Source organism: Bacillus cereus group sp. MYBK79-1 (assembly GCF_051915365.1).
Lineage (GTDB): Bacteria > Bacillota > Bacilli > Bacillales > Bacillaceae_G > Bacillus_A.
Genome location: NZ_JBQAEO010000004.1, coordinates 126,669 through 152,002, shown reverse-complemented (window position 1 = coordinate 152,002; position 25,334 = coordinate 126,669). Strand labels below are relative to the sequence as shown.

Genomic DNA, 25,334 nt, shown 5'->3' with positions numbered 1-25,334 from the left:
ATTATAAAAAATCCTGCTTGTTTTTGCTTTCTAGTAGGAAAAACTAGAAGAACAATGGTACAATAATACATCGTGAGAGGAGGGAGAAAATGAAGAATTATCATGATGATCCACGCTTTCGAATTGCTCATAGAGAAGCGTTAATTGGTCTTGGACTTGCTATTATTAATTTTATAATATGGTACGGATTTGCTTATGGGCTTGGTAGTAAAAATCCAAGTGAATATACATATGTATTCGGTTTTCCAGCATGGTTTTTTTATAGCTGTATCGTTGGATTTATCGTTATGGTTATTTTACTTAGTTTAGTTGTTCGTTTTGTATTTCAAGATATTTCACTCGATGAGGAAGAAAAAAGTGAGGAATAATAGATGAATTGGTATGTAATCATTCCAATGATAATTTCGTTTATCGTTGTATTTTTAATTGGTGTATATGCTTCAAGACGCGTACAAGCGACTGCTAATAATAAATTTTTACAAGAATATTTTCTTGGTGGGCGTGAACTTGGCGGCTTATTATTAGCAATGACAATGATTGCTACGTACGGTAGTGCTAGTAGCTTTATTGGTGGTCCTGGTATTGCGTATAATATGGGTCTCGGATGGGTATTATTATCTGCGATTCAAGTTGTAACAGGGTATATCGTTTTAACAGTTATTGGTAAAAAATTTGCGATTATCGCTAGGAAGATGGAAGCAATTACTCTTATCGATTATTTAAAGGGCAGATACAATAATAAAGCAGTTGTTATACTTTCTGCGTTATGTATTATTATCTTCTTATTTTCAGCAACAGTAGCCCAATGGGTTGGCGGTGGCCGATTAATTGAATCACTAACGGGTCTATCTTATACAACAGCACTATTTTTATTTACTTTTTCTGTACTTGTGTACGTATTAATTGGTGGATTCCGTGCAGTTGCTTTATCAGATACGTTATTAGGTATCATTATGTTAGTTGGAACGACAATCATTTTAATTGCTACTGTCATTGCCGGTGGTGGAATTGAAAAGATTATGCAAGAACTTATTCAAATTAATCCGAATTTAATTACACCATTCGGAGCGGATGGTAGTTTAACGAAATCATATGTGACATCATTTTGGATTTTAATTGGAATTGGCGTTGTTGGTTTACCGCAAATAAGCGTGCGTGCCATGTCTTATAAAAATTCCAAAGCTATGCACCAAGCGTTAATAATTGGGACGATTGTCGTAGGTACAATTATGATTGGTATGCATTTAACGGGTGTGTTTGCACGAGTTGTACTTCCTGGTATAACGGTACCAGATAAAGTAATGCCGCTACTCGCGATGGAAGTGTTGCCACCTTGGCTAGCTGGAGTTTTCTTAGCTGCACCGATGGCAGCAATTATGTCTACAGTAAACTCGTTATTGTTACTTGTAAGTTCATCAATTATTAAAGACATATACGTAAATTACATAAATAAAGATGCAGCAGATAGTACAATTAGAAAAGGAAGTTTGTGGATTACTGGTATCGTAGGACTGCTCGTTTATGCAGCAGCAATTAAACCACCAGATTTTTTAATATGGTTAAATTTATTTTCTTTCGGTGGATTAGAAGCAGCATTCATTTGGCCAATCGTATTAGGGTTATATTGGAGGAAAGGAAATGCAACAGGAGCGCTTGCCTCTATTTTAGTTGGGGTAGGTTCATATATGTGTATCCATCTTTTCTATCCAAATCCGTTCGGTATACATACAGTTGTCTTCCCGATTTGCTTAGCGTTTATCGCTTACATCATTGGAAGTATGAGTGCTGTGAAGAAAAATAGTATAGGTTAGATGAAGAACGTAGTCCTTATAGGACTGCGTTTTTTCGTATGAATTTGTTCTTTTTTATTCTGTATACCTGTTGCTATTCATAAATTAATAACAATTGAGGGGATGGAGTTGAGGTCGATGAAAAAAGTGTTATTTTTGGGAGACCCGGGAATTGATGACTCTTTAGCAATTATGTATGGGTTGTTGCATCCTGATATTGATATTGTAGGTGTAGTAACTGGGTACGGGAATGTCACGCAAGAAAAGGCAACGAGTAATGCGGCGTATTTATTGCAAATGGCGGGACGGGAAGATATACCTGTTATAAATGGTGCGAAAATTCCTTTATCCGGAGATTTTGTGACGTTTTATCCGGAGATTCATGGTGCAGATGGCTTAGGACCTATTAAGCCCCCAAAAGCTTTTTCACCGAATATAAAATCTTTTTGTGCATTTTTTGATATTCTTGAAAAGTATAAAGGAGAATTAATCATTGTGGATGCTGGTAGGTCAACGACACTAGCGACAGCATTTATTTTAGAAAAGCCGATGATGAAGTATGTGAAAGAATATTATATAATGGGTGGTGCTTTTTTAATGCCCGGCAATGTGACACCAGTCGCAGAGGCGAATTTTCATGGTGATCCAATTGCGTCACAATTAGTTATGCAAAATGCTAAAAATGTGACATTAGTGCCACTTAACGTTACGTCTGAAGCAATTATTACGCCAGAAATGGTGAAATATATTACGAAACACTCTAAAACGAATTTTAATAAATTAATAGAACCGATATTTACGTATTATTATAAAGCGTATAAAAAGTTAAATCCGAAAATAACAGGTAGCCCAGTACATGATGTCGTTACAATGATGGTTGCGGCGAATCCGTCTATTTTGGATTATGTATATCGCCGTGTCGATGTAGATACAGTAGGGATTGCAAAGGGGGAAAGTATAGCTGATTTCCGTCCCCAACCGGACTCAAAAGCTTTAAAGAATTGGGTGCGAATCGGTTGGTCTTTACATTATAAAAAATTTCTCGAAGACTTCGTGAAAATTATGACGTAGACATAATGGGAGAATACAAGTTAAAATGATGGAGATGATTACTAAAATAATCATCTCCATCATTTTGTTTGTAAGAGATAGATAGAGAAGAGTTACACAATAGGAGAGGAATTTTACTTGAAAAAAACTATAGTATGCGCAGTAATTGTGGGTATTTTCGTTTTGCTAATATCGGGTAATTTTTTAGTGAAAAAAGTATGGAGTTCAAATAATGATGATGCGCAGTATATCGCATCCTTTATTGAAGAACATAAAGATGAAAAAAATAGCGCGCTTCTTGTGAAGAGAAATGATAAAGTTGTTTATTCTGTTAATCCAAATGTTGTATTGCCAGTTGCGAGTACGATGAAATTAATCGTGGCGCTTGAATATACGAAACAAGTTACAGAAGGGAAAATCGATCCGTCTAGTTTCGTTTCCATTAATGATGTGAATCGTTATTACGTACCAAATACGGATGGCGGTGCACAAGATAGATGGCAAAAGTATTTGCAAAAGACAGACAAGATAACAGAAGGAGCAGTTTCTTTAGAAGAAGTGGCAAAAGGAATGGTTAAGTTTAGTTCGAATGCGAATGCTGAATATTTAATGGAAGTGTTAGGATTAGATAATATTAATCGTAATTTACAAAGTTTATCGCTTCCAGCACATCAGCCGCTATTTCCGATTGTTTCATCTTTATACATCCCTGGATATTTGCATAAAGAACTACATGTTCCGAAATATAAAGTAGAGAAAAAGTTAAAAGAAATGTCTCAAGAGCAATATCGTGAATATGCGATGATTATTCATGAACGCTTAAAAAAGAAGGGACCATTATTACAGAAGGAAATTCCTCTTTATTTAGAGGGACGTTACGATAAAATTTGGTCAGATCGATTACCAGCAGCTTCGGCAAACGATTATATGATACTGCTTCAAAAGGCAAATCATAACCTAACAGAAGCCGAAGAAAAAGTGTGGGCGAATATCGTTGAAACAGATATGAGCGCTAAGAAATATCGTAAAACATTTAGACATGCAGGGCAAAAAAATGGTTATACGCCATGGACAGTTACAAAAGCAGTTTATGCGATGGATAAACGCGGGAACTGTACAGAAATAGTGTTTTTAGCAAATAATTTAAATGAGGACGACAGTGCAGAAATACGGAAACATTTAGCAAACTTGCATTTCCAAGTGTTGCAAAGTGATAAGTATGATGCGACTTTTATTAAGTAAACTCGGTGCAGAGAGCACCGAGTTTATTTTTATGTACAAGCACTTTTTCGCCATTACTGGGTATGATGGGTAGTAATAATTAGGTGAGAGGGGAAAAGGTGATGAAACAGAGTAAAGAAGAGTTTATAAAGACTGAAGGTGCTAATTTCCCTGGGAAAACATACGTAGATTGCGTATTACAACATGTATTTCATTTTCAGCGAAATTACTTATTGAAAGATATGTTTCAAGTGCATAAAGCGCATATTGCGATGCTGACTGAAGAAAATTTAATGAAAAGGGAAGAAACTAAAGTTATATTGCATGCGCTAAAAAAGATAGAGGGAATTCCAAAAAATCAATTGCTATATACAGAGCAGTATGAAGATCTCTTTTTTTTAGTGGAACATTTAATTTCTCAAGAAGCGAAATGCGATTTTGTAAGTAATATGCATATTGGTAGAAGTAGAAATGATATGGGTGTAACGATGTATCGCATGAGTTTAAGGCGGTATGTACTCCGATTAATGGAACATCATTTGTTGTTGCAAGAAAGTATACTGCAACTTGCTGCCGATCATAAGGAAACGATTATGCCAGCTTATACACATACACAGCCAGCACAACCAACAACATTTGGTCATTATACGTTAGCGATTTATGATACGATGCAGAGAGATTTAGAACGAATGAAACGAACGTACAAACTTTTAAATCAGTCTCCAATGGGAGCCGCCGCTCTTTCTACAACAAGTTTCCCGATTAAACGAGAGCGAGTTGCTTATTTACTTGGATTTACAAATGTAATTGAGAATTCATATGATGCTGTTGCTGGAGCGGATTATTTATTAGAAGTTAGCTCGTTACTTATGGTAATTATGACGAATACGAGCAGATGGATTCATGACTTCTTGTTATTAGCGACGAAAGAATATGATGGTATTACTGTTGCGAAGCCATATGTACAAATTAGTAGTATTATGCCGCAAAAGCGAAATCCAGTTTCTATTGAACATGCGCGTGCGATTACGAGTAGCGCTTTAGGAGAAGCATTTACAGTATTTCAAATGATTCATAATACGCCATTTGGTGATATTGTCGATACGGAAGATGACTTGCAGCCGTATTTATATAAAGGGATTGAAAAGACTATTCGTGTTTTTTGTATTATGAATGCAGTTATTCGCACGATGAAAGTAGAAGAAGAAACATTGAAAAGTCGTTCTTATAAACATGCAATTACGATAACTGATTTCGCAGATGTTTTAACGAAAAATTATGACATTCCATTTCGGCATGCGCATCATGCAGCAAGTGTTATTGCAAATATGTCATTGGAGCAACAAAAGGAGCTACATGAATTACATGTAAAAGATGTAAATATATACTTACAAGAAAATTATAAAATACAGCTATTAGAAAAGGAGTGGAAAGAGATTGTATCGCCAGAAGCTTTCATTCAAAAAAGAAATGTATACGGTGGACCGAGTAAAAAAGAAATGGAGCGTATGATTAATAATCGAAAAGAGTCATTTCAAAAAGAAGAAGCGGTATTTGAAAAAGAAAAACAGAGAATTTTACAAGCGGAATCGGATTTGAATACGTTAGCTTCGAATATTATCGAATCGTAAAAGAGGGATCTAGTGAATTAATCGCCAATACTTAATGAAACTATAAATAGAGAGAAGAGATTGTCGATGATTCAATTACATGTATATGAAGAGATTCTTACTTTTAAAGAAGAGGTTACGCCATTTTTAGAAAAGAATGAGCAGGAAAATAATCTCATATTAGGTGTATTACAATTGGTCCAAGAACCGATATTTATGGGGGTAGCAAAACGAGAGGAAGAAATTGTAGTCGTATGTCTTCAAACAGAAGAAAAGAAACAAATCATTGTTGCTACGTCTGAAATGACAGAAGGCGACATCGTGGAACTCGCAAAAAAATTAGCGGAAGTATATCCAAATGTTCCTGGATTGATTGGTAATAAGAAAATTGTACAGAGATTAGCGGAAGAGATTGCAGTGTTAGAAAATAAGAAAACTACTGCTGCAATGGATCAAGGTATATATGAATTAAAACAAGTGAAGAAAAAGTGGAACGGAGATGGAGTCTTTCGAGAAGTAAGTAGTGATGAGCTACCATTAATAGAACAGTGGGTATATCAATTCTGCGAAGATGTGAACCTGCCTACTACGAAAGAAGAAGCGAAACAGACCGCTCATACATTAATTACAAACCGTCGTCTATTTGGTTTAGAAGTAGATAGGAAGCTTGTTTCTGTAGCTGCAAAAACGAGACCGACTACAAACAATATAACAGTTAATTTCGTATATACACCAAAAGAAGAACGGAAAAAAGGGTACGCATCTAGTTGTGTTGCCGCACTAAGTCAACGTATGTTAGATGAAGGGTACAAGACAACTACGTTATATACTGATCTAGCGAATCCGACATCGAATAAAATTTATCAAGAGATTGGTTATGAGCAAATTGCGGAATCTGTGCTTATATTTTTAGAGAAGTAGAACAAAAAGGCGTGCTAAAATAGCACGCCTTTTTGTTATTCATCAATTCTAATAACCTCGCCTTGAGGGAAGTCTTCGGTTTCTAGTAAGTTACGAATAGCTTTCGCAACATATTCGGGTGATAATAGCTTTCCTTCTTCTTTTAATGCGATGAATCGGTCTAAATTTATAAAGTCTTCTTTATTTGTTTCACGAATTTGTGCTTGCATATTTGTATCAACAACACCAGGTGCAAAAGCGACGATTTTTACTGGATATTCTTTTTCGGCTTCTTCGGTTGCTACGCACTGTGTAAACATATTTACACCAGCTTTCGTTGTACAATAAGCGCCCCATCCGAAATAAGGATTTTTCCCTGCACCAGATGAAATGTTTATAACACGTTTATCTACTTTCCAGTCTTTCGTATGTTTCATGAAAGTGGAAGTAAGAATCATCGGTGCAAGTAAATTAATTTGAACATTCGTAATGAGCAGGTCGCTCTCAGATTTTTCTATTGGTTTCATCGGTGCGAGTGTACCAGCATTATTAATTAAATGAATAGATGATACAGTGTCTTCTTGAATGGATGAAATGATTTCGTTAAAGTTCGTTTCTAAATTATGTACATCTTGAAGGTCTAAGGAGTGGAAAACACAATTGCTGTTATATTGTTCTGCGAGTTTCGTAAGCTCTTTATTTTCTCTTCTAGAAATAGAGATGATACTCGTGTTTTCTTCTAACAATTGCGCGGCGATTGCCTCACCTAAACCTTGTGAAGTTCCTGTTACGATAACATAGCGCATAGTGTAGTAAGCTCCTTTCGTATGTGCGGAATTTTGTTGGACAACGTACATTGCATAGTTTGTCTACATTTTATAGTATAGAGCACTTTTTACTATAATTGAAATGAGATGATTGTGTGCCTTTTATAAATCGTTTTACAACAACAGTACCTGGTGCCGTCACTTTTACGGGGAATACGTTAGGGCTTAGCCCTACATCGCCTGCGCCAGGCAATATTTTTGGTACACTCGCTGTGTTTACGACAGTGAATACGTCGTTACAAGTACCAGGATTCCCAGCAGGAACAACGAATGACTGGCAATTGAATTCTTCAAGTGCAATTTTAAATCTTCCGGCAGGGAGTAGTATTTTGTATGCAGAGTTAGTTTGGGCTGGTACTTTCCGGACTGATACGGAAGATGTTTTACCGTTTTTAAATGATAACATTGCATTTACAACGCCAGCAGGGACGTTTTCTGTTACGCCAGATTCTGCTACCGCGCAGCAAGGCTCAGTAGGAAATCAATTTTATTATGCTCGTTCTGCTAATGTAACGAATCTTGTTAGTGCAGGTGGGGCAGGAACTTATACAACGGGGGCTGTGCCAGCTGCAAGAACTTCATCTGATCCAACTATTAGTCGTTCGGCTGGATGGACGCTTGAGGTTGTGTATCAAAATGCCAGTTTGCCACTTCGGAATTTATCAGTGTATGCAGGTCAAGAAATTATCGATGCTTCATCACCACCAGTTGATGCAACTATCTCAGGATTTGCTACTCCTGCGACAGGAGCTGTAACAGGACGGGTACTCGTAACTGCTCAAGAAGGTGATTCTAACATTGTTGGAGATCAACTTCGCTTTGGACCGAATGCAAATACTACAGTTGCATTATCCGGACCGAGAAACCCCGCAAATAATTTCTTTCAGTCACAAATTTGTAACGATATTGGAGAGCTAGATACAACTGGAACTTTTGGAGATTTGAATCAGCCTTTAGGGATAGCTTTAGCCGTCCGAAGACAAGGGTGGGATATTACAAATGTAAATGCCTCTGCATCATTAGTAAATAATCAAACGTCAGCAACGGTTCGATTCGTTACTAATGGAGATGGATATGCTGCAGCTGGTTTTGGGGTCCAAATTGATGCAACGGGGCCAATTATTAATCCTGTTAAATCGGTCAATAGAACAGTTGCAGGAGTTGGAGATATTCTTACCTACACAATTACAGTTCCTAATACAGGTACGGGAAGTGCAGAAAACGTTGTATTACGTGATAGTATTCCGAACGGAACGACGTTTGTTGCAGGTAGTGTAACGGTAGGAGGAGTAACACAGCCGAATGCGAACCCTGCTAATGGAATTAATTTAGGTACAATCCCAAATAACACGCAAAGAATTGTTACATTTCAAGTTCGAATAACATCATTCCCGAATCCAAATCCTATTTCAAATCGTGCAATGGTGTCATATCAATTCCGTCCTTTCGTTGGTAGTCTTCCTATTACAAGTACGTCTTCTTCAAATACAGTACAAACGACAGTGAATCAAGCAATTATAAGTATGCAAAAATCTGTAGATTTACAGACGGCAACACTTAATGATGTATTAACGTACACGGTTAATGTGACGAATAATGGAAATGTCACTGCAAACAATGTGATTTTTGTTGATAGTATACCTGCTGGAACAACATTTGTTCCAAATAGTGTTACGGTAAATGGGGTAGCACGTCCAGGAGCAAATCCAGCGAGTAGTATTAATCTAGGAAGTATTAATGCTTCGCAAACGACGGTAGTGCGTTTTCAAGTTCGAGTAACATCTAATCCTCTTGTCAATCCAATTCCGAACCGTGCGAGTGCAACATTTAACTTTACTCCAGTACCTGGTCAACAACCAGTTTCAGGGCAAGCGACAAGTAATACTGTAGTTACTACTATTAATATAGCTGATATAAGAACGAGAAAAGCAGTGGATAAAGCTTTTGCAACGGTTAACGATATTCTTACGTACACCGTTACAATTGAGAATATCGGAAATGTACTTGCGACAAATGTTATTTTTCAAGACCCAATCCCAATTGGAACGACTTTTATCGAAAATAGTGTGACTGTGGACGGGGTTTCACAACCTGGGGCAAATCCAGCGACTGGGTTTACAGTAGCGAATATATCTCCTGGCGGAAGTAGGACAGTTACATTTCAAGTCCGAGTGACATCTACGCCATCAGGAGGTACGATTGCCAATCGTGGAAATGTATCTGCTAATTTCGTTGTTATTCCGAATCAGCCACCGATAACGATTAATAGACAAACGAATACAGTTGTGACACAAGTTAATACAGGCGGTTTAAATGTAATAAAAGAAGTGAATACAACACAAGCGGCAGTAGGGGATACTTTAACATATACGATTGCCGTTCAAAATACAGGAAACGTTCCGTTAACAAACGTGTTTTTCCAAGACACCATTTCTTCAGCGGTTTCTTTCGTTGCAAATTCTGTAACAATTAATGGAGTAACACAAAGTGGATTGAATCCGAATACAGGATTTTCTCTTCCTAATATTCCTGCGGCTCAAACAGTTGTAGTCACATTTGACGTATTAATTGTACAGGATCCAGAAAATGAAGATATTTTAAATCAAGCAAATGTAACAGCGAGTTTTCAAGTGAATCCGAGTGAACCACCCGTAACAATCAATGTTCCAAGTAACATTGTAAATACAACTGTACAATCAGGGAACTTTGAAGTTGTGAAAGCAGTGAATACGGATGTTGCAACGGTAGGGGATGTTTTAGTATATACAATCGAAATCATAAATGCAGGTAGCGTACCAGCTACAAATGTATTTTTCCAAGATTCAATTCCGCAAGGGACATTATTTATTGAAAACAGTGTATTTGTTAATGGTGTTTTACAAGAAGGGGCAGATCCAGAACTTGGATTTTCATTAAATAACTTACCTACTGGCGCGAGTGTAATTGTTACGTTTGAAGTGTTAATTGATGAAATTCCACAAGGGAATAATGTCGTAAATAATGCGACTGTTACTGGTGATTTTCTTGTAAATCCAACAGAGCCACCAATTACTGTAACAGTGCCAAGTAATACTGTTATGACAGTCGTGAATTCTTCAGGACTAAATGTAATGAAAAGTGTAAGTGCTACTGAAGCAGGAGTAGGAGATACGTTAACGTATACAGTTCGTATTCAAAATAGTGGAACAGTAGCAGCGACAAATGTATCATTTCTTGATCCAATTCCATCTGGAACGACGTTTGTAGCAAATAGTGTAACAATAAACGGAACACCTCAACCAGGTTTAAACCCAACAACTGGATTTCCACTTGCCAATATTCCAGTAGGAGGGATGGTAACAGTTGTTTTTCAAGTGACAATCACGAGTGTACCACCAAATAGAGTTCTTCCGAATAATGCAAATGTAACTGCGGATTTCCAAGTAAGTCCTCTCCAGCCACCAATTACAATTGTAACGATTAGTAATATCGTTGTGACGCGAGTGAATGTAGGATCACTTAATGTAATGAAGAGTGTAAATACAACGCAAGCAGGTGTAGGAGATACGTTAACGTATACGATTCTAATTCAAAATACAGGAACTGTTCCTGCAACGAATATTATTTTTCAAGATCCAATTCCGTCTGGTACTGCGTTTGTAGCAAATAGTGTGACGATAAACGGAGTCGTACAGCAAGGCGCGGATCCTATGGCAGGTTTCCCAGTACCAAATATTCCGGTCGGGCAAACGGCTACGATTACGTTTCAAGTTACAGTGACGAGTGTTCCGAGCGGTGGAAATGTTAGAAACCAATCGAACGTTACTGCAAGTTTTCTTATAAATCCAGCAAACCCTCCAATAACTACTGTAACAAATAGTAATTTTGTAGTGACGCAAGTAAACACAGCACAGCTAAATATACAAAAATCTTCATCTGTACAACAAGCAGCACTTGGAGAAACTTACACGTATTCTGTTGTCATTCGAAATAACGGCACAGTAACAGCAACGAATGTTTCTTTCATTGATCCGATTGCTCCAGAAACAACATTTGTCGCAAATAGTGTAACGATAAATGGAGCGTCTCAACCTGGATTTGATCCAAATATAGGTTTTACGCTTCCTAATATCGCTGCTGGAACATCATTGACTGTAACGTTCCAAGTAACAGTAGTTGCACCATCCACGCGCGGAGCCGTACTAAACACGGCATCTGCTACAGCCACTTTTTTATTAAATCCTTTACAGCCCCCTGTAACAACGACCAATTCAAGTAATACGACAGTAGTGACGATACCGTTACCTCCTCCTGGTGAAGTAACAGCAATCAAAACAGTAGATGTTGCTACTGGAGCGGTTGGGGATGTATTAACATATACTGTGCTAATTTCAAACGTAGGAATTATACCTGTTACAGATGTATTCTTCCAAGATGTCATACCAGAAGGGACAACATTTGAAGAAGATAGTGTAACGATAGGTGGGGTACCGCAACTCGGTTTAAATCCAGAAATAGGATTTACAGTTACTCCATTATTAATGGATGGTGGAAGTATTGAGGTAACGTTCCGAGTGATGATTACAGAAATTCCAGATAATGAAGTCATATTAAATGATGCAGACGTTACATTTACTTCACAACCAAATCCGCAGGAACCACCAATTACGGAAACGATATTAACGAATTTAGTCGTTACGACAATTAATATAGCTTCGATTTTCCCATTAAAACTAGTAGATAAAGAAGTAGCGACTGTAGGAGAAATATTAACGTATGATGTATTAATCTTTAATTTCGGTACAGTGCCAGCAACGAATGTTGAATTTATAGATACAACTTCCGTCGGTGTAGCATTTATACCGGGAAGTGTAAGCATAAACGGGGTATCGGCACCAGGATTAGATCCTTTCATTGGTTTTACAGTTCCAGACATACCTGTAGATGATTTTGTACTTGTCACATATCAGGAAGTGGTTACAAGCATACCAGAAGGTGGTACAGTTGTTAACTTTGTAGACGTTACAGCTACATTTCCTGTAAGTGAAACAGAGCCGCCTATTACAGAAACAACGACAAGTAATACGACATTAACAAAAATCAATGAACCTGGTTTAAATGTTTTAAAATCAGTAAGTCAGCCGGTTGTTGCAGTAGGTGATACAATCACATATACAACAGTAGTTCAAAATACAGGTACAGTGGTAGCGACGAATGTTCAATATAGTGATGTATTACCGTCCTCGATCACATTTGTACCAGATAGTGTAACGATAGATGGTGTGCTACAACCTGGATTCAATCCTAATAATGGATTCCCGCTTCCAGATATAAACCCAGGTGAAAGTGTAGAAGTTACATTCCAAGTAACCGTTGTTAGTGTTCCGTCAAATGGAACAATTGCCAATACGGCAAATGTAACAGGAAGTTTTGTATTAGTACCGGGAGAACCACCAGTTATAATAAACCAGCCGAGCAATACAACACTTACAACTGTAAATAGAGGACAATTTAATGTAATTAAACAAGTAAATAGGGTTGCTACTCTCGTTGGAGATGTATTAACGTATACGGTTCAAATAACGAATACAGGAACAGTAACAGCAAATGATGTTCAGTTTATTGATACCATTTCAGCAGGAGCGTCATTTATACCGAATAGTGTAACGATAAATGGAGCCCTGCAACCAAACTTAAATCCGATTATTGGCTTTGGAGTTGGAGATATACCAGTTGGCGAAATAGTTATCGTGACGTTTCAAGCGACAGTTATAAACATCCCGTCATCAGGAACCATTACGAACGTTGCAAATGTAACAGGAAGCTTTGTATTAGTACCAGAAGAGCCACCGGTTGTGGTAACAGAGCCGAGTAATACGACAATAACAAGGATAAATAGAGGACGGTTCAGCGTTTTAAAGTCTGTAAATAAAGAAGCGACACGTTTAGGAGATACGTTAACGTATAGTGTGCAAGTTACAAATACGGGAACGGTACTAGCGACGAATGTTCAGTTTATCGATGTTCCGTCACCTAGTTTAGAATTCGTTCCTGGAAGTGTACAAATAAATGGAATTCCGCAAGTAGGTTTAGATCCATTTGTAGGCTTTTCATTACCAGATCTTGCAGTAGGGGACAGCGTATTAATTACATTTGAAGTAAATGTAATCGCGGTTCCACCTTCTAGTAGTATTATGAATACAGCGAGAGTAACGGGTGATTTCGAATTGATTCCAGGAGAACCTCCGTTTACAATTACGAATTCAAGTAATACGACAGTCACACCAGTAAATAGAGGCAGTTTAGATATGCTGAAAGAAGTAGATCATCCGATTGTTGGAGTAGGAGAAACGGTAACGTATACTGTTCGTATATTAAATACAGGTACTGCTGATGCGATGAATGTTCAATTTATAGACGTGTTATCTCAGGAAGCTGAATTTGTTCCAAATAGTGTAACGATAAATGGAGTTCCGCAGCCAGGGTTAAATCCACAGGCTGGATTTACGATACCAGACATCCCAGTCGGTGAGACGGCACTTGTAACATATGAAGCTAAGATTACAAGTTTTCCAGATGGTGGTACAGTAGTGAACGTTGCAGGGGCGTTAGCAGAATATATTTTAGTACCAGGAGAGCCGCCGGTTACAGTAATGGACACGAGTAACACTGTTATTGTAACAGTAAATACTGCAATCTTATTTGTTGCAAAAGGAGCGGATTTTGAAGTAGCGATGGTAGGAGATGTTGTCACTTACGGAATTGCTGTTATAAATGATAGTACAGTTCCTGTGACGAATATTGTTTTAACGGATATCATTGATCCGAATACGTTATTTATAAATGGCACGGTAACGGTAAATGATGTACCTCTTCCGTTTGCCAATCCGAATACTGGTATTCCGTTAGGGGATTTTCAGCCAAATGATGCAGCAATTATTAATTTCCAAGTTGTAATAACAGGCGGGCAAATAAATAATTTAGTTACAAATACTGCTACAGCGAATGGGCTTGCAATTGTGAATCCAAATGAACCGCCTGTAGTAGTTGAAGCCGATAGTAATACAGTTGTTATCCCGTTTATTTCTCAAAATGTTTCAACGACTGTTGTAAAAGTGGCAGACCATCAAACAGCAACGATAGGCGATGTTATTACGTTTACGACAGTTATTACAAATACGGGTGATACAGTGATGCAAAATATCCGTTTTCAAGATATGTTAGATAGTAGTGTACGATTTGTCCTTGGAAGTGTAACGGTTGATAATACGCTAGTGTCAAATGTAAATCCAGTATCAGGATTTCTTATAGGAAGTTTAAATCCAGGTGAAGCACGCACAGTCTCGTTCCAAGTAGTAGTTCAGAGCGCGCCAAGTGGTTCAGGAAATTATATAAATCAAGCGAGTATTCGCTTCGAACATCAAGTAGGTACAGTGTTACCACCTGTTACACAAATAATAGAAAGTAATATTGTGGTCATACCGTTCGTCCCAACTATCGAACAAATTTGTGAAACAAACTTTAATTGCTTAGATAAAATTCCATTTCAATGTTCTCCGTGTAATCATTTGCACGAACATAAAAAATAATACAAAAAAGAGCATCCTGAAAGAATAGGATGCTCTTTTTTGTATTAATCACATAGATTCATTTTCGGGCGAGGTAAAAAATTCGTTGATTTTGTTGGAAAGTAGAAATGGAATGGCTCCTTTTATAACAGAAATATCCCAATCCCACCATGCGAGATTTTCTAGTTTTTCAATCGTTTCTTGCGGGAAACGATATCGAACAAATTTTGCAGGATTACCAGCTACAATTGCATATGGGGGTACGTCTTTCGTAACAACACTCTTTGCCCCGATAATGGCTCCGTTACCAATTGTAACACCAGATAAAATGCAGGATTGATAACCAATCCATACATCGTTGCCGACTACGATATCACCTTTTGAAGAAGGATGACCAGTAATATGTGCTCCTTCATTAAAAAATGCATTAAATGGATAAGTCGTTATCCAGTCTGCACGATGTTCACCGCCAAGTATAAAAACGACATCTTCTCCTAATGAACAAAACTTACCTATTTTTAATTTTGTTTCATCATTCCAAGAAAAAATGGTTGGACCTACTTTACTATAAGTATAATCACCAATATCATATTTATTATATTCAGGTTTTTGATTTAAATATAACATAACGAATTTAGCATCCTCTCTAAAGCAAGTAATGGATATGGAACATTATATGTAATTTGGAATAAGGCGAACTGTGCTGTATGAATTGGTAATGCACAAATATAATAGTAGGCGCAAAGAATAAAAAGGGAGTGGAATGAATGATATACGAAATGGGATTATATAATAAACCTTTTCAGTCAATACAATCAGGAAAAAAAGTATATGAAGTACGTTTATACGATACGAAACGTCAACTTATAAAACAAGGCGATGCTATTGTATTTACGAACCTTACAACAGCAGCAACGATGGCTGTAAAAGTAACGGAAATAAAACGATACGAAAGCTTTAAAATAATGTACGAGCAAATTGATAAAAAATTATTGGATTGTGAAAATGATAGTTTAGAGGAAATGCTAGAAAGTACATACAAAATATATACGAAAGAACAAGAAGAAAAGTGGGGAACAGTTGCGATTCGGATTGAGGTAATAAAATGATAAGAAATCGCGGCGGGGCTATCATTGTGCAGGAAGGGAAAATTGCTCTTATAAAACGTATTCGAGAAGGGGAAACATATTATGTTTTTCCAGGCGGAGGAATTGAAGAAGGAGAAACACCGGAAGAAGCAACGAAGCGAGAGGCTTATGAAGAATTAGGGGTACATATAGAAGTGGAGCATTTAATTGCAACGGTGGAGTATAAGGGTACGGAGTATTATTTTAATGCCCATATTATAGATGGAGTTTTCGGAAGTGGTAAAGCTGAAGAATTCGAACTGAAAGATAGAGGGAGTTATATTCCGTTATGGATGCCGATAAAAAAGTTGGAAAATGTGAACGTAAAACCTTACGAATTGGTCACAAGTATATTCGATCATTATAAGATATAAGGTCCGACAACATACAAAAAAAACCATTGACATAGCCTTCTGATTTAAGTATTGTATTCGAGTATGTTTATAATCAGGAGGTTTATATGAGCAATCAAACAACTACACATCATGTGAAAATGACAACAGCGGATCCATCTGGAATTGGTCTATTTGGATTAGCGATGGTAACACTTGTAGCATCATCTCAAAAGTTAGGCTTAACAGATGGCGTTTCTCTTGTATTACCATGGGCAATCTTTTTAGGAGGATTTGCACAAATCTTTGCGTGCATTCACGATGCAAAGCATAACAATACATTCGGTACAACGGCATTCGGTGCATACGGCCTATTTTGGTTAGGTGTTGGAATGACTTGGTTAATTCAACTTGGAGTATTTGGCGAAAAATTAGCACAAGCTGCAGATTCAAAACAGCTTGGGGTAGCCTTTATCGGATATTTGATTTTCACAATCTTTATGACAATTGGTGCAATGGAAACACATAAAGTATTATTTATGATTTTCGTCCTTATTGATTTCTTATTTATCGGTCTTTCATTGAGTACTTTAGGTGTTATGCCGCATGCAATGCATAATTTAGCGGCATATTCGGAACTTCTTATTTCATTATTATCTTTCTATGGTTCAGCAGCAGCAGTGTTAAATACACACTTCGGTAAAGTTGTATTACCAGTTGGAAAGCCGTTTGGTATTTTTAAAAAGTAATAAAAAGCACAGGTGATTGTATAGTCATCTGTGCTTTTTTGTATGGAATAAATAAAAACGAAAAATATAATTGAAATTGATTCTCATTATTAATATAATGAGAATGAGAATCATTTAATGTAAGAGGGGGATGCCGAAGTGGCGAAAATTTTAATAGCTTATGCAAGTATGTCAGGAAATACAGAGAGTATTGCTGATTTAATTAAAGTTAGTTTAGATGCTTTTGATCATGAAGTAGTATTGCAAGAGATGGAAGGCATGGATGCGGAAGAATTATTAGCTTATGATGGAATCATTTTAGGATCTTATACGTGGGGCGATGGTGAACTACCATTTGAAGCGGAAGATTTCCATGATGACTTAGATAATATAGATTTATCAGGGAAAAAAGTAGCAGTATTTGGATCAGGAGATACGGCGTATGAACTGTTTTGTGAAGCGGTAACGATATTTGAAGAGAAACTTGTAGAACGCGGTGCAGAGCTTGTACAAGAAGGATTGAAAATTGAATTAGCTCCAGAAGATGAAGAGGATGTTGAAAAATGCAGTAATTTTGCAATTGCATTTGCTGAGAAGTTCTAAGAATGGGAGTGTCAACGTGGAGACAATGTTAAGTGCGACCGCTATCACGAAGTTAAGAGATGGAAAACTTATGTTAGCTACTACATATAATGGCTTATTTATTGAACAAGACGGAGAATGGAAACAAATTTTAAATGGTTTTCAAAAACGAATTAGGGATTTACATAGCGAAGATAATGTAGTGTATGGTGTAGGTGACGAAGGGATTTTTATTCGTAGTATGAATGGTGGAGAGAACTGGACGGTTCAGCGTTTTCCAACAAAAGCAACGAGTTGGAATGTGTGTAGTAATGTACAAGGAACTGTCATTGCTCATGGAGATAAAACGTTGTATCATTCTAATGATTTTGGTTCGACATGGGAAACCATTCATCCATTTCTTGAGTATGGTGGCAAGGCACCATCTATTCGATCGTTATTTTTATATAAACATTATTTATTTATCGGTACGAAAATACATGCTAAATATGGTGGTGTTTGGATCTTTAATTTGGAGACACGTAAATTAAAGAGGATTAAAATCGTGATGAATCAGATGATCTCAGCGTTGACTTTACACAATTCTTATTTAGTAGCAGCCAGTGGATCGTGCAAGGGGATTAGCGGAAATATTTCTTTTTGTAAAATAGATGAAAGTATTGAGAGTGAAAAAACATATTGGCACACGTGTCAAAGTGAGCAGAAAGCAAGTAGCTATTTAGACTTAAGTGTAGATCAACATGTGCTATATACAACGTCAACGCAAAATAAGGCGGGGATTAGTACAGTTTGCCGTGTACTTCTTGAAGAAGGAATTGTTACAGTATGTGACTCAGTTAAAGGGCATGGCTGGCGCATCGTTAACCAAAAAGAGGGTTATGTTGTAGCTGGATCAGGTGAATCAAAAGTGATGCAGTGGAAGAATAAAGTTATATAGCAAAAAAAACTTTACTTTTATTATATTGATATGATATAGTTACTTTAAACCATTTTACTTTTAATAATATAGAGATTTAAATGAGCTGTAACTTCCGAGGAGGATAGCAATGTTAAATCTCCTCTGGGGTTGCAGTTTTTTAATGTTTGAAGTATTATTGTAAAGTGGTTGAAAATGAATATGTACATATAGGTACATTGTAGGAGGATTTTTTAAATGCAAAACGGTAAAGTAAAATGGTTTAACGCAGAAAAAGGTTTCGGTTTCATCGAAGTTGAAGGCGGAGAAGACGTATTCGTTCATTTCTCAGCTATCCAAGGCGACGGCTTCAAATCTTTAGAAGAAGGTCAAGAAGTTACTTTCGAAGTAGAACAAGGTAACCGTGGACCTCAAGCTACAAACGTTAACAAGAAGTAATTATGGAAAAAAGAAGGGCTTGCCCTTCTTTTTTTTGCATTTTTATTGAATAACCTCCTATGTACATATAATAATGAGATTAAATTTTCGTTTTTTAGACGAAGTATTTCATGCATAAAGTGCATGAATGAATAAATACTAAAAATAGAGTATTTGTGTGAAATGGAATTTAGAAAGAGGTAAAAAAATTGGAAAACGCTACACATTTTATTGTGTTCGATATAGAGAGAAATTTCAGGCCGTATAAATCAGAAGATCCGTCAGAGATAGTTGATATCGGTGCTGTAAAAATAGAAGCAAGTACAATGAAGGTAATTGGAGAATTTTCGGAGTTAGTAAAACCGAGTGCACGACTCACTCGTCATACGACGAAATTAACGGGAATTACAAAGGATGATTTAATTGGTGTGGAGAAATTCCCGCAAATTATAGAGAAATTTATTCAGTTTATCGGAGAAAATTCTATATTTGTTTCATGGGGAAGAGAAGATTACCGCTTTCTATCTCATGATTGTACGTTGCACGGTGTAGAATGCCCATGTACGGAAAAAGAGAGCAAATTTGATTTGCAGAAATTTGTTTTCCAAGCGTATGAAGAATTATTTGAGCATACACCAAGTTTACAGTTTGCAGTAGAGCAGCTCGGTTTAACTTGGGAAGGGAAACAGCATCGTGCTTTAGCAGATGCTGAGAATACAGCAAATATACTTCTTAAAGTATATAGCGAGAGAGATATTCATAAACGGTACAAAAGACACGGTGAGCTTGAACTTGTAGAGAACGGAAAACTAACAGAAAAAGCGAAAAAAAAGATGCGAAAATGGGTATTTAAAGAAATGAGAAAAAATACAGAGCGTCCTTTCGTTTGGAGTACATTTGAAAGTAGTGACACGTGGGAAAGTATAACGGAAAGATACTATATAAGTGAATCTACAATAGAATTATTGAAAAAGCATTTTCGAACGGCGGTAAGAAAGGCAGAACGGCAATTGAAGTATTTGGAGGAAAGAGAGGTAATCAAAAACTGCTAGATTTATATATAAAAGAAAAAACCTATTATATCAGGTAATCACCTAAATAATAGGTTTTTTTTTATGCATGGATGAAGTAAGAAGTTATATGAGAATTATTACTTGTTTTAAAAGTTTTGTTGTTTTGAATGGGGGAATTTTAATGTATATAAGAAATTGAAATAAGAGCACATTTTTAGAGTTTTTATCGTGAATATATGGAAAATGTGCTGATATGGATTAACATTTATGGAGGCTAATCCATAAAATAAAAATTAATACTAGTTTTAAAAGTAATGAAAATGAGTGAGGAGGAGTGAAATGAAAAAATATTTTTATGGGAAAAAAATAGGTAGAAAAGAAGTAATGGGAAATGAATTAATTGGTGATGGTAAAGATGGAGAAGTGTATCAATTAAGTGAAGAGAAATGCGTGAAAATATTTTTCAATGAAGAAACACAACAAAGAGAGTTAGAGGCTTTAATGGCAGGGCAATCTTCACCGGTTATTCCGACTGTATATGAACATGGAGAAAACTACATTGTTATGGAATATGTACAAGGAGTCTCGCTTGCACGCTATTTAAAAAGAGAAAAGGAACTTTCAGAGCAATTAGCTATTAAAATATTAGCGATGTTAGATGAATTAGAAAAGATACAATTCAAAAGGTTAGACACTGAAGTTAGACATATATTGATAAACGAGGAAGGAAAATTAAAGGTAATCGATCATAAAAGAGCGTTTACATCAGATAGCAGAGTACCAAAGAAATTGTTGAAGGGTTTAGAGAAACTAGGACAATCCCAAGTATTTTTAAATCATGTAAAGAATTTGCGGTTAGATAGTTATCGTATGTGGATTAAGGAATAGGTTTATTAAATATATTTTTATTAAAAAGATGATTTAGTTTCATATAATTATCTGAGGTATCCGCTAATGACAGTTTATTTTGAAGATAGGTATTCATATATTATAAATGATATAGGGAGTGGAAGTAATAATGGTTGAGTGTGTATTAGTTATTGGTGCTCATCCGGATGATGAGTTATTAGGACCTGGAGGTACTTTAAAAAAATTAATTGATAAAGGAGTTAGAGTAGTATCAGTTATAACTGCTTTGGGAAGAAAAGAAGAAGCACATCATATGGAACAAATAAGTATAGCTGCAAATGAGGCGCTTGGTATTAAAGAAGTTATCTTCTTAAAGCATAATAATTTAGAATTAGAGTTACTTCCGTTGCATCGATTAACAAAAGAAATTGAAAATTTAATAAAAATTTATAAGCCAAGTAAAATTTTCACACATCATTATGGTGATGTTAATAGGGACCATCTAATTACATTTAGGGCGGTTTTGACAGCAACTCGACCTTTGCCAAATCAAAGACCAATTGAGTTAATTACATTTGAAACGGTTTCTTCTAGCGAATGGAATGTTCATTCAAATGATAAAATTTTCAAGCCTAATTATTTTGTAGATATTACAGATCAAATGGATACGAAAATTGCCGCATTAAAACATTATGAGGTAGAAATGAGGGACTTTCCACACCCTCGTTCATATAAAGGTATAGAATATTTAGGGAGAATGAGGGGCATGTCTATTGGTGTATCTTATGCTGAAGCATTTGAGATAATTAGGAGGATATGGCGATGAGAAGACAAGAAGAAGGTCCCTATCCATATATAGTTAAAGCTTTGGATGAGTATTTTGGTTTGAATTCTTTTGTGAATAACAAAAAGGAAATAGTAAAACTAAAACAAAAATCTAAAAATATAAGACAAAGAAAAATAAAATCTAGAAAATCAAAAGAAAAGAAGTTATCTATATTAATTGCGACGTTTTGGGACTATCCTCATGTCGGAGGTCTATCTAATTATATTAAAACTTTAAGTGACGGTTTAAAACGGCTTGGGCATGATGTAGATATTATTTCTCCTAATCAATTTTCCATGAATCAAGTTGAAATGATTCGTGGTGAAATTGTTCCGGCGTTGAAAAGATTTTTTAATACGCGTTATGGAAATGTTAGTAATATGATTTTAAAAAATAATAGAAATATGTATGTCTATGAAAAAATGTTATTAGAAAATACAAATTTAAAAAAGTATGATATTTTTCATGTGCAAGATTTATTTACAGCGAATATATTAGGGAGAATAAATGAACGGTATGGAAAACCAATCGTGTTTACTCCTCATGGAATGTACACCTTTAATAGACTGAAGTTTGGTATTATTGAAAAAGGTTCTGTAGAGGAAGTTTATTATAAAGAGCTAGAAAAAAAAGCTATTGAATACTCACATCAACTTATTATTTTAAGTGATTCGTTTCGTAAACCATTATCTCAAATGGGGGCGTTAAAAGAAAATATCGAGAAAGTTCTTACTGGTATTGATTATCCTACTGTAAGCCGTCAAAAAGATAATGAAAAGCTTGTTATATCTTGTGTGTCTAGATTAGGTCCAAGAAAGGGACATGATATATTATTTAATGCACTTTCTTATATCGGAAATGAATATACAGATAAGCTTAAAGTACTAATTGTTGGTGATGGTGAAATGAGGGAGGAGCGTGAAAGGCAAGCTGTGGATTTAGGGCTTTCTATGGTTGAGTTTTTAGGGAAAAGAGATGATATACCAAATATATTAGCTAAAACTGACGTTTTTGTCCTTCCAACTATTAATGATAGTTTACCAATCTCTATTATTGAAGCAATGCATTATGGGATTTGTGTAATTTCTACAAAATCAGGAGGAATCCCAGAACTAGTAGCTAATGAAAAAGATGGCATTCTTGTAGATGTAGGAGATACAAATCAATTGGCAAATGCGATTAAACGGGTTATAGATAATAAAGAAGAACGTGAGATGTTAGGGAGAAATGCAAAAGAATTCGCAAAAACAAATTTAACACAAGAGTCAATGGCAATGAAAGTGGAAGAAGTTTATAAAAATATATGTGGGCGAGGAAAAATTACATGAATCATGAACATGTAGCAATTGTGTTAGATTTAAGTGCTAATGGAATTGGAATCATTCGGGGGTTAGCAAGAAAAGGAATTAAGGTTTATGCGTATGACAATGAAAAGGCATATAAAATAGGTAAATCACGTCTTGCTTCATGTGGAGTCTGTCCAAGTCCGTTATATAAAGAAAAAGAGTTATTAGTATTTTTAGTTGATTTGGCTAAAAACTTTAAAGAAAAACCAGTTCTATATACTGGTGCGGATGATTACTTGGTATTTATTTCGAAATATCAAAAAGAACTTTCTGAATACTATTTGTTTTTTATACCTGAACAATCACTTGTTGAGCAAATAGTAGATAAAGAAAAAATGTATGAATTAGCAAAGAAACATAATATCCCTTGTCCTAAGACGTATATGATTGAACGGGATGAAGAATTTGAATTAGTGATAGAAGACCTTACTTTTCCATGTATTTTAAAGCCGGTGATGGGACATGAATTTCGGAAGAAAGTTAATCAAAAAGCAATTTTAGTACAAGATGCAGATCAACTAAGAAGTCAGTATCAACTATTTCAACAACATGGAAAACTTTTGATTCAAGAAATTATTCCAGGGGATAATCAATGTTTCTATAAAGTGGCAACATTTTATGATGATAACATGGAATTGTTAGCTTTATTTTCTTTACAAAAAAATCACCAATTTCCAGCTGAATTTGGAACGGGTGCACATATTGTTAGTAAACAAGTACCAGAATTAGTAGAGATGTGTTTGCCATTTTTTCAAGAGTTAAAACTAAAAGGTATAGGTATGATAGAATTTAAAAAAGATCCTAGGGATGGGGTATATAAATTTATCGAGATAAATCCTCGCTTTTGGCTAACTCATAGTTTAACAAGAAGAGCCGGTATTGATTTTGTATACATGTACTATTTATATGTAACGAATCAGGAGGTGATACCACAATTACAACAGAATGATGGTGTTAAATGGATTTACCTTGTACGATATTATTTAACATTTCGTCATAAAAAACAAAAGGGAGAAATGACATGGAAAGAATTTTATAAAGGGCTAAAAGGTCAAAAAGAATTTGCTCTGTTTGCGTGGGATGACCCAATGCCGTTTATTCGAAGTGCATATTCACATTTAATAAATGCTTGGAAAAGAAAAAGAAAGGAATGAGCAGTTTTGTACGAGCCGAACATATTATTAAGCTTGTTTCAAAAGCTAGAAATTGAAAAAAAACTTTCGAATGCATTAAGAGATAAAATTACGATTGAGGAATCTAAAATTACATGTTTAAAAGCAAGTAATAAAATGAGTGTTTATCAAATAAATATTCAAACAAAGATGAAGTACTTTCCTATTATTTTAAAAATATATAACGGTACACATCGTAAAAATGAAGTGGAAATTAAAATGTATGAAAAGCCCTCTCGTAAATTAAAAGAATTTCTTCCTCGAATATATCATATTGAAAGAACAAATGATGAAACATGGATATTTATGGAGTTTGTTCAACAAATTCGAGGGCAAGTTACTTTTACTCCAGATCATTTTAATTCTATTATCCCCACTCTTGCTAAACTTCACGCTAATACTTTCGAAAAAAAACTTCGTAAAAATGAAAATACTTGGTCAGAATGGTTACCAGTCTATGGGTCCGATAAAATGAGAAAAGATCGAGAGAAATATATAAACCGAACAATAGTTTTTTTAAACGCTGCAATGGATGATGAAGACCTGGAAGATATTATTAAACCTTATTATAAATCATTAATGAAAATATATGAAAAAGGTCCGGACTTTTTCCCAAAATTACTGGAGAGTGGCTCTGCAATAACGCATGGTGATCTGCATATGCAAAATATATGCAGTAATAACGTAAGTTCTGGTAGTCAATGGAATATTCAATTCATTGATTGGGAAGCTGCTAAATATGCACCAGTGTGGTTGGATATGGTAGTTTTAGTTGAAGTATTAATAGGATTTAGAAAAGATTGGCAAGGGAATGCAGATGAAATACGTTTGAACTGCGTAAATGTGTATACAAAGGAAATGAAGAAATATGGAATTCACTTTAAAGAAAATCCTATGGATCTATACAAAATGGCATATTTACAACGAACGTTAGAAAAAGGTTTGCATACACAGTTGAGAAGGATATTTGACAATCGTGGAGGCGAATTGCTAGCGTACCACCTTGAAAAAATTGCAACTTGGGGTAAGGAACTTGGGTTATAAATTATAAAATGGTTGCTAGCTTGGTTAGGGAGGATAA

General features: G+C 35.7%; 21 protein-coding genes. 19 read left to right on the top strand and 2 right to left on the bottom strand.

From position 1 onward, the window contains the following. The first annotated feature begins 89 nt into the window (after positions 1-89). The 6 genes from ACTFOB_RS09495 (at position 90) to ACTFOB_RS09470 (ending at position 6,592) form a co-directional block, all read left to right on the top strand. Entirely contained in the window at positions 90-368 is a 279-nt protein-coding gene (locus ACTFOB_RS09495) for a YhdT family protein (RefSeq protein ID WP_000800722.1), read from the top strand. Positions 369-371: 3 nt separating this feature from the next. After that, positions 372-1,811, top strand: a complete 1,440-nt coding sequence (panF, locus tag ACTFOB_RS09490) for a sodium/pantothenate symporter (RefSeq protein ID WP_137051165.1) — start codon at positions 372-374, stop codon at positions 1,809-1,811. Between the two features lie 117 nt (positions 1,812-1,928). Continuing rightward, the gene (locus ACTFOB_RS09485; protein WP_440025674.1) at positions 1,929-2,861 is read left to right on the top strand and encodes a nucleoside hydrolase; all 933 of its coding nucleotides are present in this window, start codon (positions 1,929-1,931) and stop codon (positions 2,859-2,861) included. A 117-nt stretch (positions 2,862-2,978) separates the two neighbouring features. After that, complete coding sequence (locus ACTFOB_RS09480) at positions 2,979-4,082, top strand: serine hydrolase (protein WP_440025675.1); 1,104 nt, start codon at positions 2,979-2,981, stop codon at positions 4,080-4,082. A 101-nt stretch (positions 4,083-4,183) separates the two neighbouring features. Beyond that, positions 4,184-5,692 carry an argininosuccinate lyase gene (gene argH, locus ACTFOB_RS09475; RefSeq protein WP_440025676.1) on the top strand — a complete coding sequence of 503 codons (1,509 nt, stop codon included), beginning with the start codon at positions 4,184-4,186 and terminating at the stop codon, positions 5,690-5,692. A gap of 66 nt (positions 5,693-5,758) precedes the next feature. Then, positions 5,759-6,592 (top strand): GNAT family N-acetyltransferase, encoded by an 834-nt coding sequence (locus tag ACTFOB_RS09470; RefSeq protein ID WP_440025677.1) that lies wholly within the window; start codon positions 5,759-5,761, stop codon positions 6,590-6,592. A gap of 35 nt (positions 6,593-6,627) precedes the next feature. Here ACTFOB_RS09470 and ACTFOB_RS09465 read toward each other — a convergent pair whose 3' ends face one another. After that, positions 6,628-7,377 carry a (S)-benzoin forming benzil reductase gene (locus ACTFOB_RS09465; RefSeq protein WP_440025678.1) on the bottom strand — a complete coding sequence of 250 codons (750 nt, stop codon included), beginning with the start codon at positions 7,375-7,377 and terminating at the stop codon, positions 6,628-6,630. Positions 7,378-7,493: 116 nt separating this feature from the next. On the opposite strand from ACTFOB_RS09465, the gene ACTFOB_RS09460 reads away from it, so the two are divergent. Beyond that, positions 7,494-14,966 carry a DUF7507 domain-containing protein gene (locus ACTFOB_RS09460; protein ID WP_440025680.1) on the top strand — a complete coding sequence of 2,491 codons (7,473 nt, stop codon included), beginning with the start codon at positions 7,494-7,496 and terminating at the stop codon, positions 14,964-14,966. Between the two features lie 48 nt (positions 14,967-15,014). Here the strand turns inward: ACTFOB_RS09460 and ACTFOB_RS09455 are convergent, their stop codons facing one another. Further along, positions 15,015-15,572, bottom strand: a complete 558-nt coding sequence (locus ACTFOB_RS09455; protein WP_440025681.1) for a CatB-related O-acetyltransferase — start codon at positions 15,570-15,572, stop codon at positions 15,015-15,017. 140 nt (positions 15,573-15,712) lie between these two features. Between ACTFOB_RS09455 and ACTFOB_RS09450 the strand changes: the two genes are divergently transcribed. From ACTFOB_RS09450 to ACTFOB_RS09395, 12 genes are all read left to right on the top strand, one after another. Beyond that, positions 15,713-16,054, top strand: a complete 342-nt coding sequence (locus ACTFOB_RS09450) for an ASCH domain-containing protein (protein ID WP_440025682.1) — start codon at positions 15,713-15,715, stop codon at positions 16,052-16,054. Further along, positions 16,051-16,446, top strand: coding sequence for an NUDIX hydrolase (locus ACTFOB_RS09445; protein WP_440025683.1), 396 nt, complete (start codon positions 16,051-16,053; stop codon positions 16,444-16,446). The genes ACTFOB_RS09450 and ACTFOB_RS09445 overlap by 4 nt, the downstream gene beginning before the upstream one ends. An 86-nt stretch (positions 16,447-16,532) precedes the next feature. Further along, a complete protein-coding gene (locus ACTFOB_RS09440) occupies positions 16,533-17,153 on the top strand; it encodes an acetate uptake transporter (RefSeq protein ID WP_000070938.1) in 621 nt (206 codons plus the stop codon). A gap of 138 nt (positions 17,154-17,291) precedes the next feature. Next, positions 17,292-17,735 (top strand): flavodoxin, encoded by a 444-nt coding sequence (locus ACTFOB_RS09435; protein WP_144614143.1) that lies wholly within the window; start codon positions 17,292-17,294, stop codon positions 17,733-17,735. 16 nt (positions 17,736-17,751) lie between these two features. Next, positions 17,752-18,651 (top strand): WD40/YVTN/BNR-like repeat-containing protein, encoded by a 900-nt coding sequence (locus ACTFOB_RS09430; RefSeq protein ID WP_440025684.1) that lies wholly within the window; start codon positions 17,752-17,754, stop codon positions 18,649-18,651. A gap of 216 nt (positions 18,652-18,867) precedes the next feature. After that, a complete protein-coding gene (gene cspB, locus ACTFOB_RS09425) occupies positions 18,868-19,068 on the top strand; it encodes a cold shock-like protein CspB (RefSeq protein WP_001179147.1) in 201 nt (66 codons plus the stop codon). A 188-nt stretch (positions 19,069-19,256) separates the two neighbouring features. Next, positions 19,257-20,099, top strand: a complete 843-nt coding sequence (locus ACTFOB_RS09420) for an exonuclease (protein ID WP_440025686.1) — start codon at positions 19,257-19,259, stop codon at positions 20,097-20,099. 300 nt (positions 20,100-20,399) lie between these two features. Further along, positions 20,400-20,948: an AarF/UbiB family protein gene (locus tag ACTFOB_RS09415; RefSeq protein ID WP_151634297.1), complete on the top strand. Its 549-nt coding sequence runs from the start codon at positions 20,400-20,402 to the stop codon at positions 20,946-20,948. A gap of 130 nt (positions 20,949-21,078) precedes the next feature. Continuing rightward, positions 21,079-21,735, top strand: a complete 657-nt coding sequence (locus tag ACTFOB_RS09410; RefSeq protein WP_151634299.1) for a PIG-L deacetylase family protein — start codon at positions 21,079-21,081, stop codon at positions 21,733-21,735. Then, positions 21,732-23,063 (top strand): glycosyltransferase family 4 protein, encoded by a 1,332-nt coding sequence (locus tag ACTFOB_RS09405; RefSeq protein WP_440025688.1) that lies wholly within the window; start codon positions 21,732-21,734, stop codon positions 23,061-23,063. Before ACTFOB_RS09410 ends, ACTFOB_RS09405 begins: the two co-directional genes overlap by 4 nt. Then, positions 23,060-24,235, top strand: coding sequence for a carboxylate--amine ligase (locus tag ACTFOB_RS09400; RefSeq protein WP_440025690.1), 1,176 nt, complete (start codon positions 23,060-23,062; stop codon positions 24,233-24,235). The genes ACTFOB_RS09405 and ACTFOB_RS09400 overlap by 4 nt, the downstream gene beginning before the upstream one ends. Before the next feature lie 6 nt (positions 24,236-24,241). After that, entirely contained in the window at positions 24,242-25,297 is a 1,056-nt protein-coding gene (locus tag ACTFOB_RS09395; RefSeq protein WP_440025692.1) for an oxidoreductase family protein, read from the top strand. Positions 25,298-25,334 lie beyond the last annotated feature (37 nt).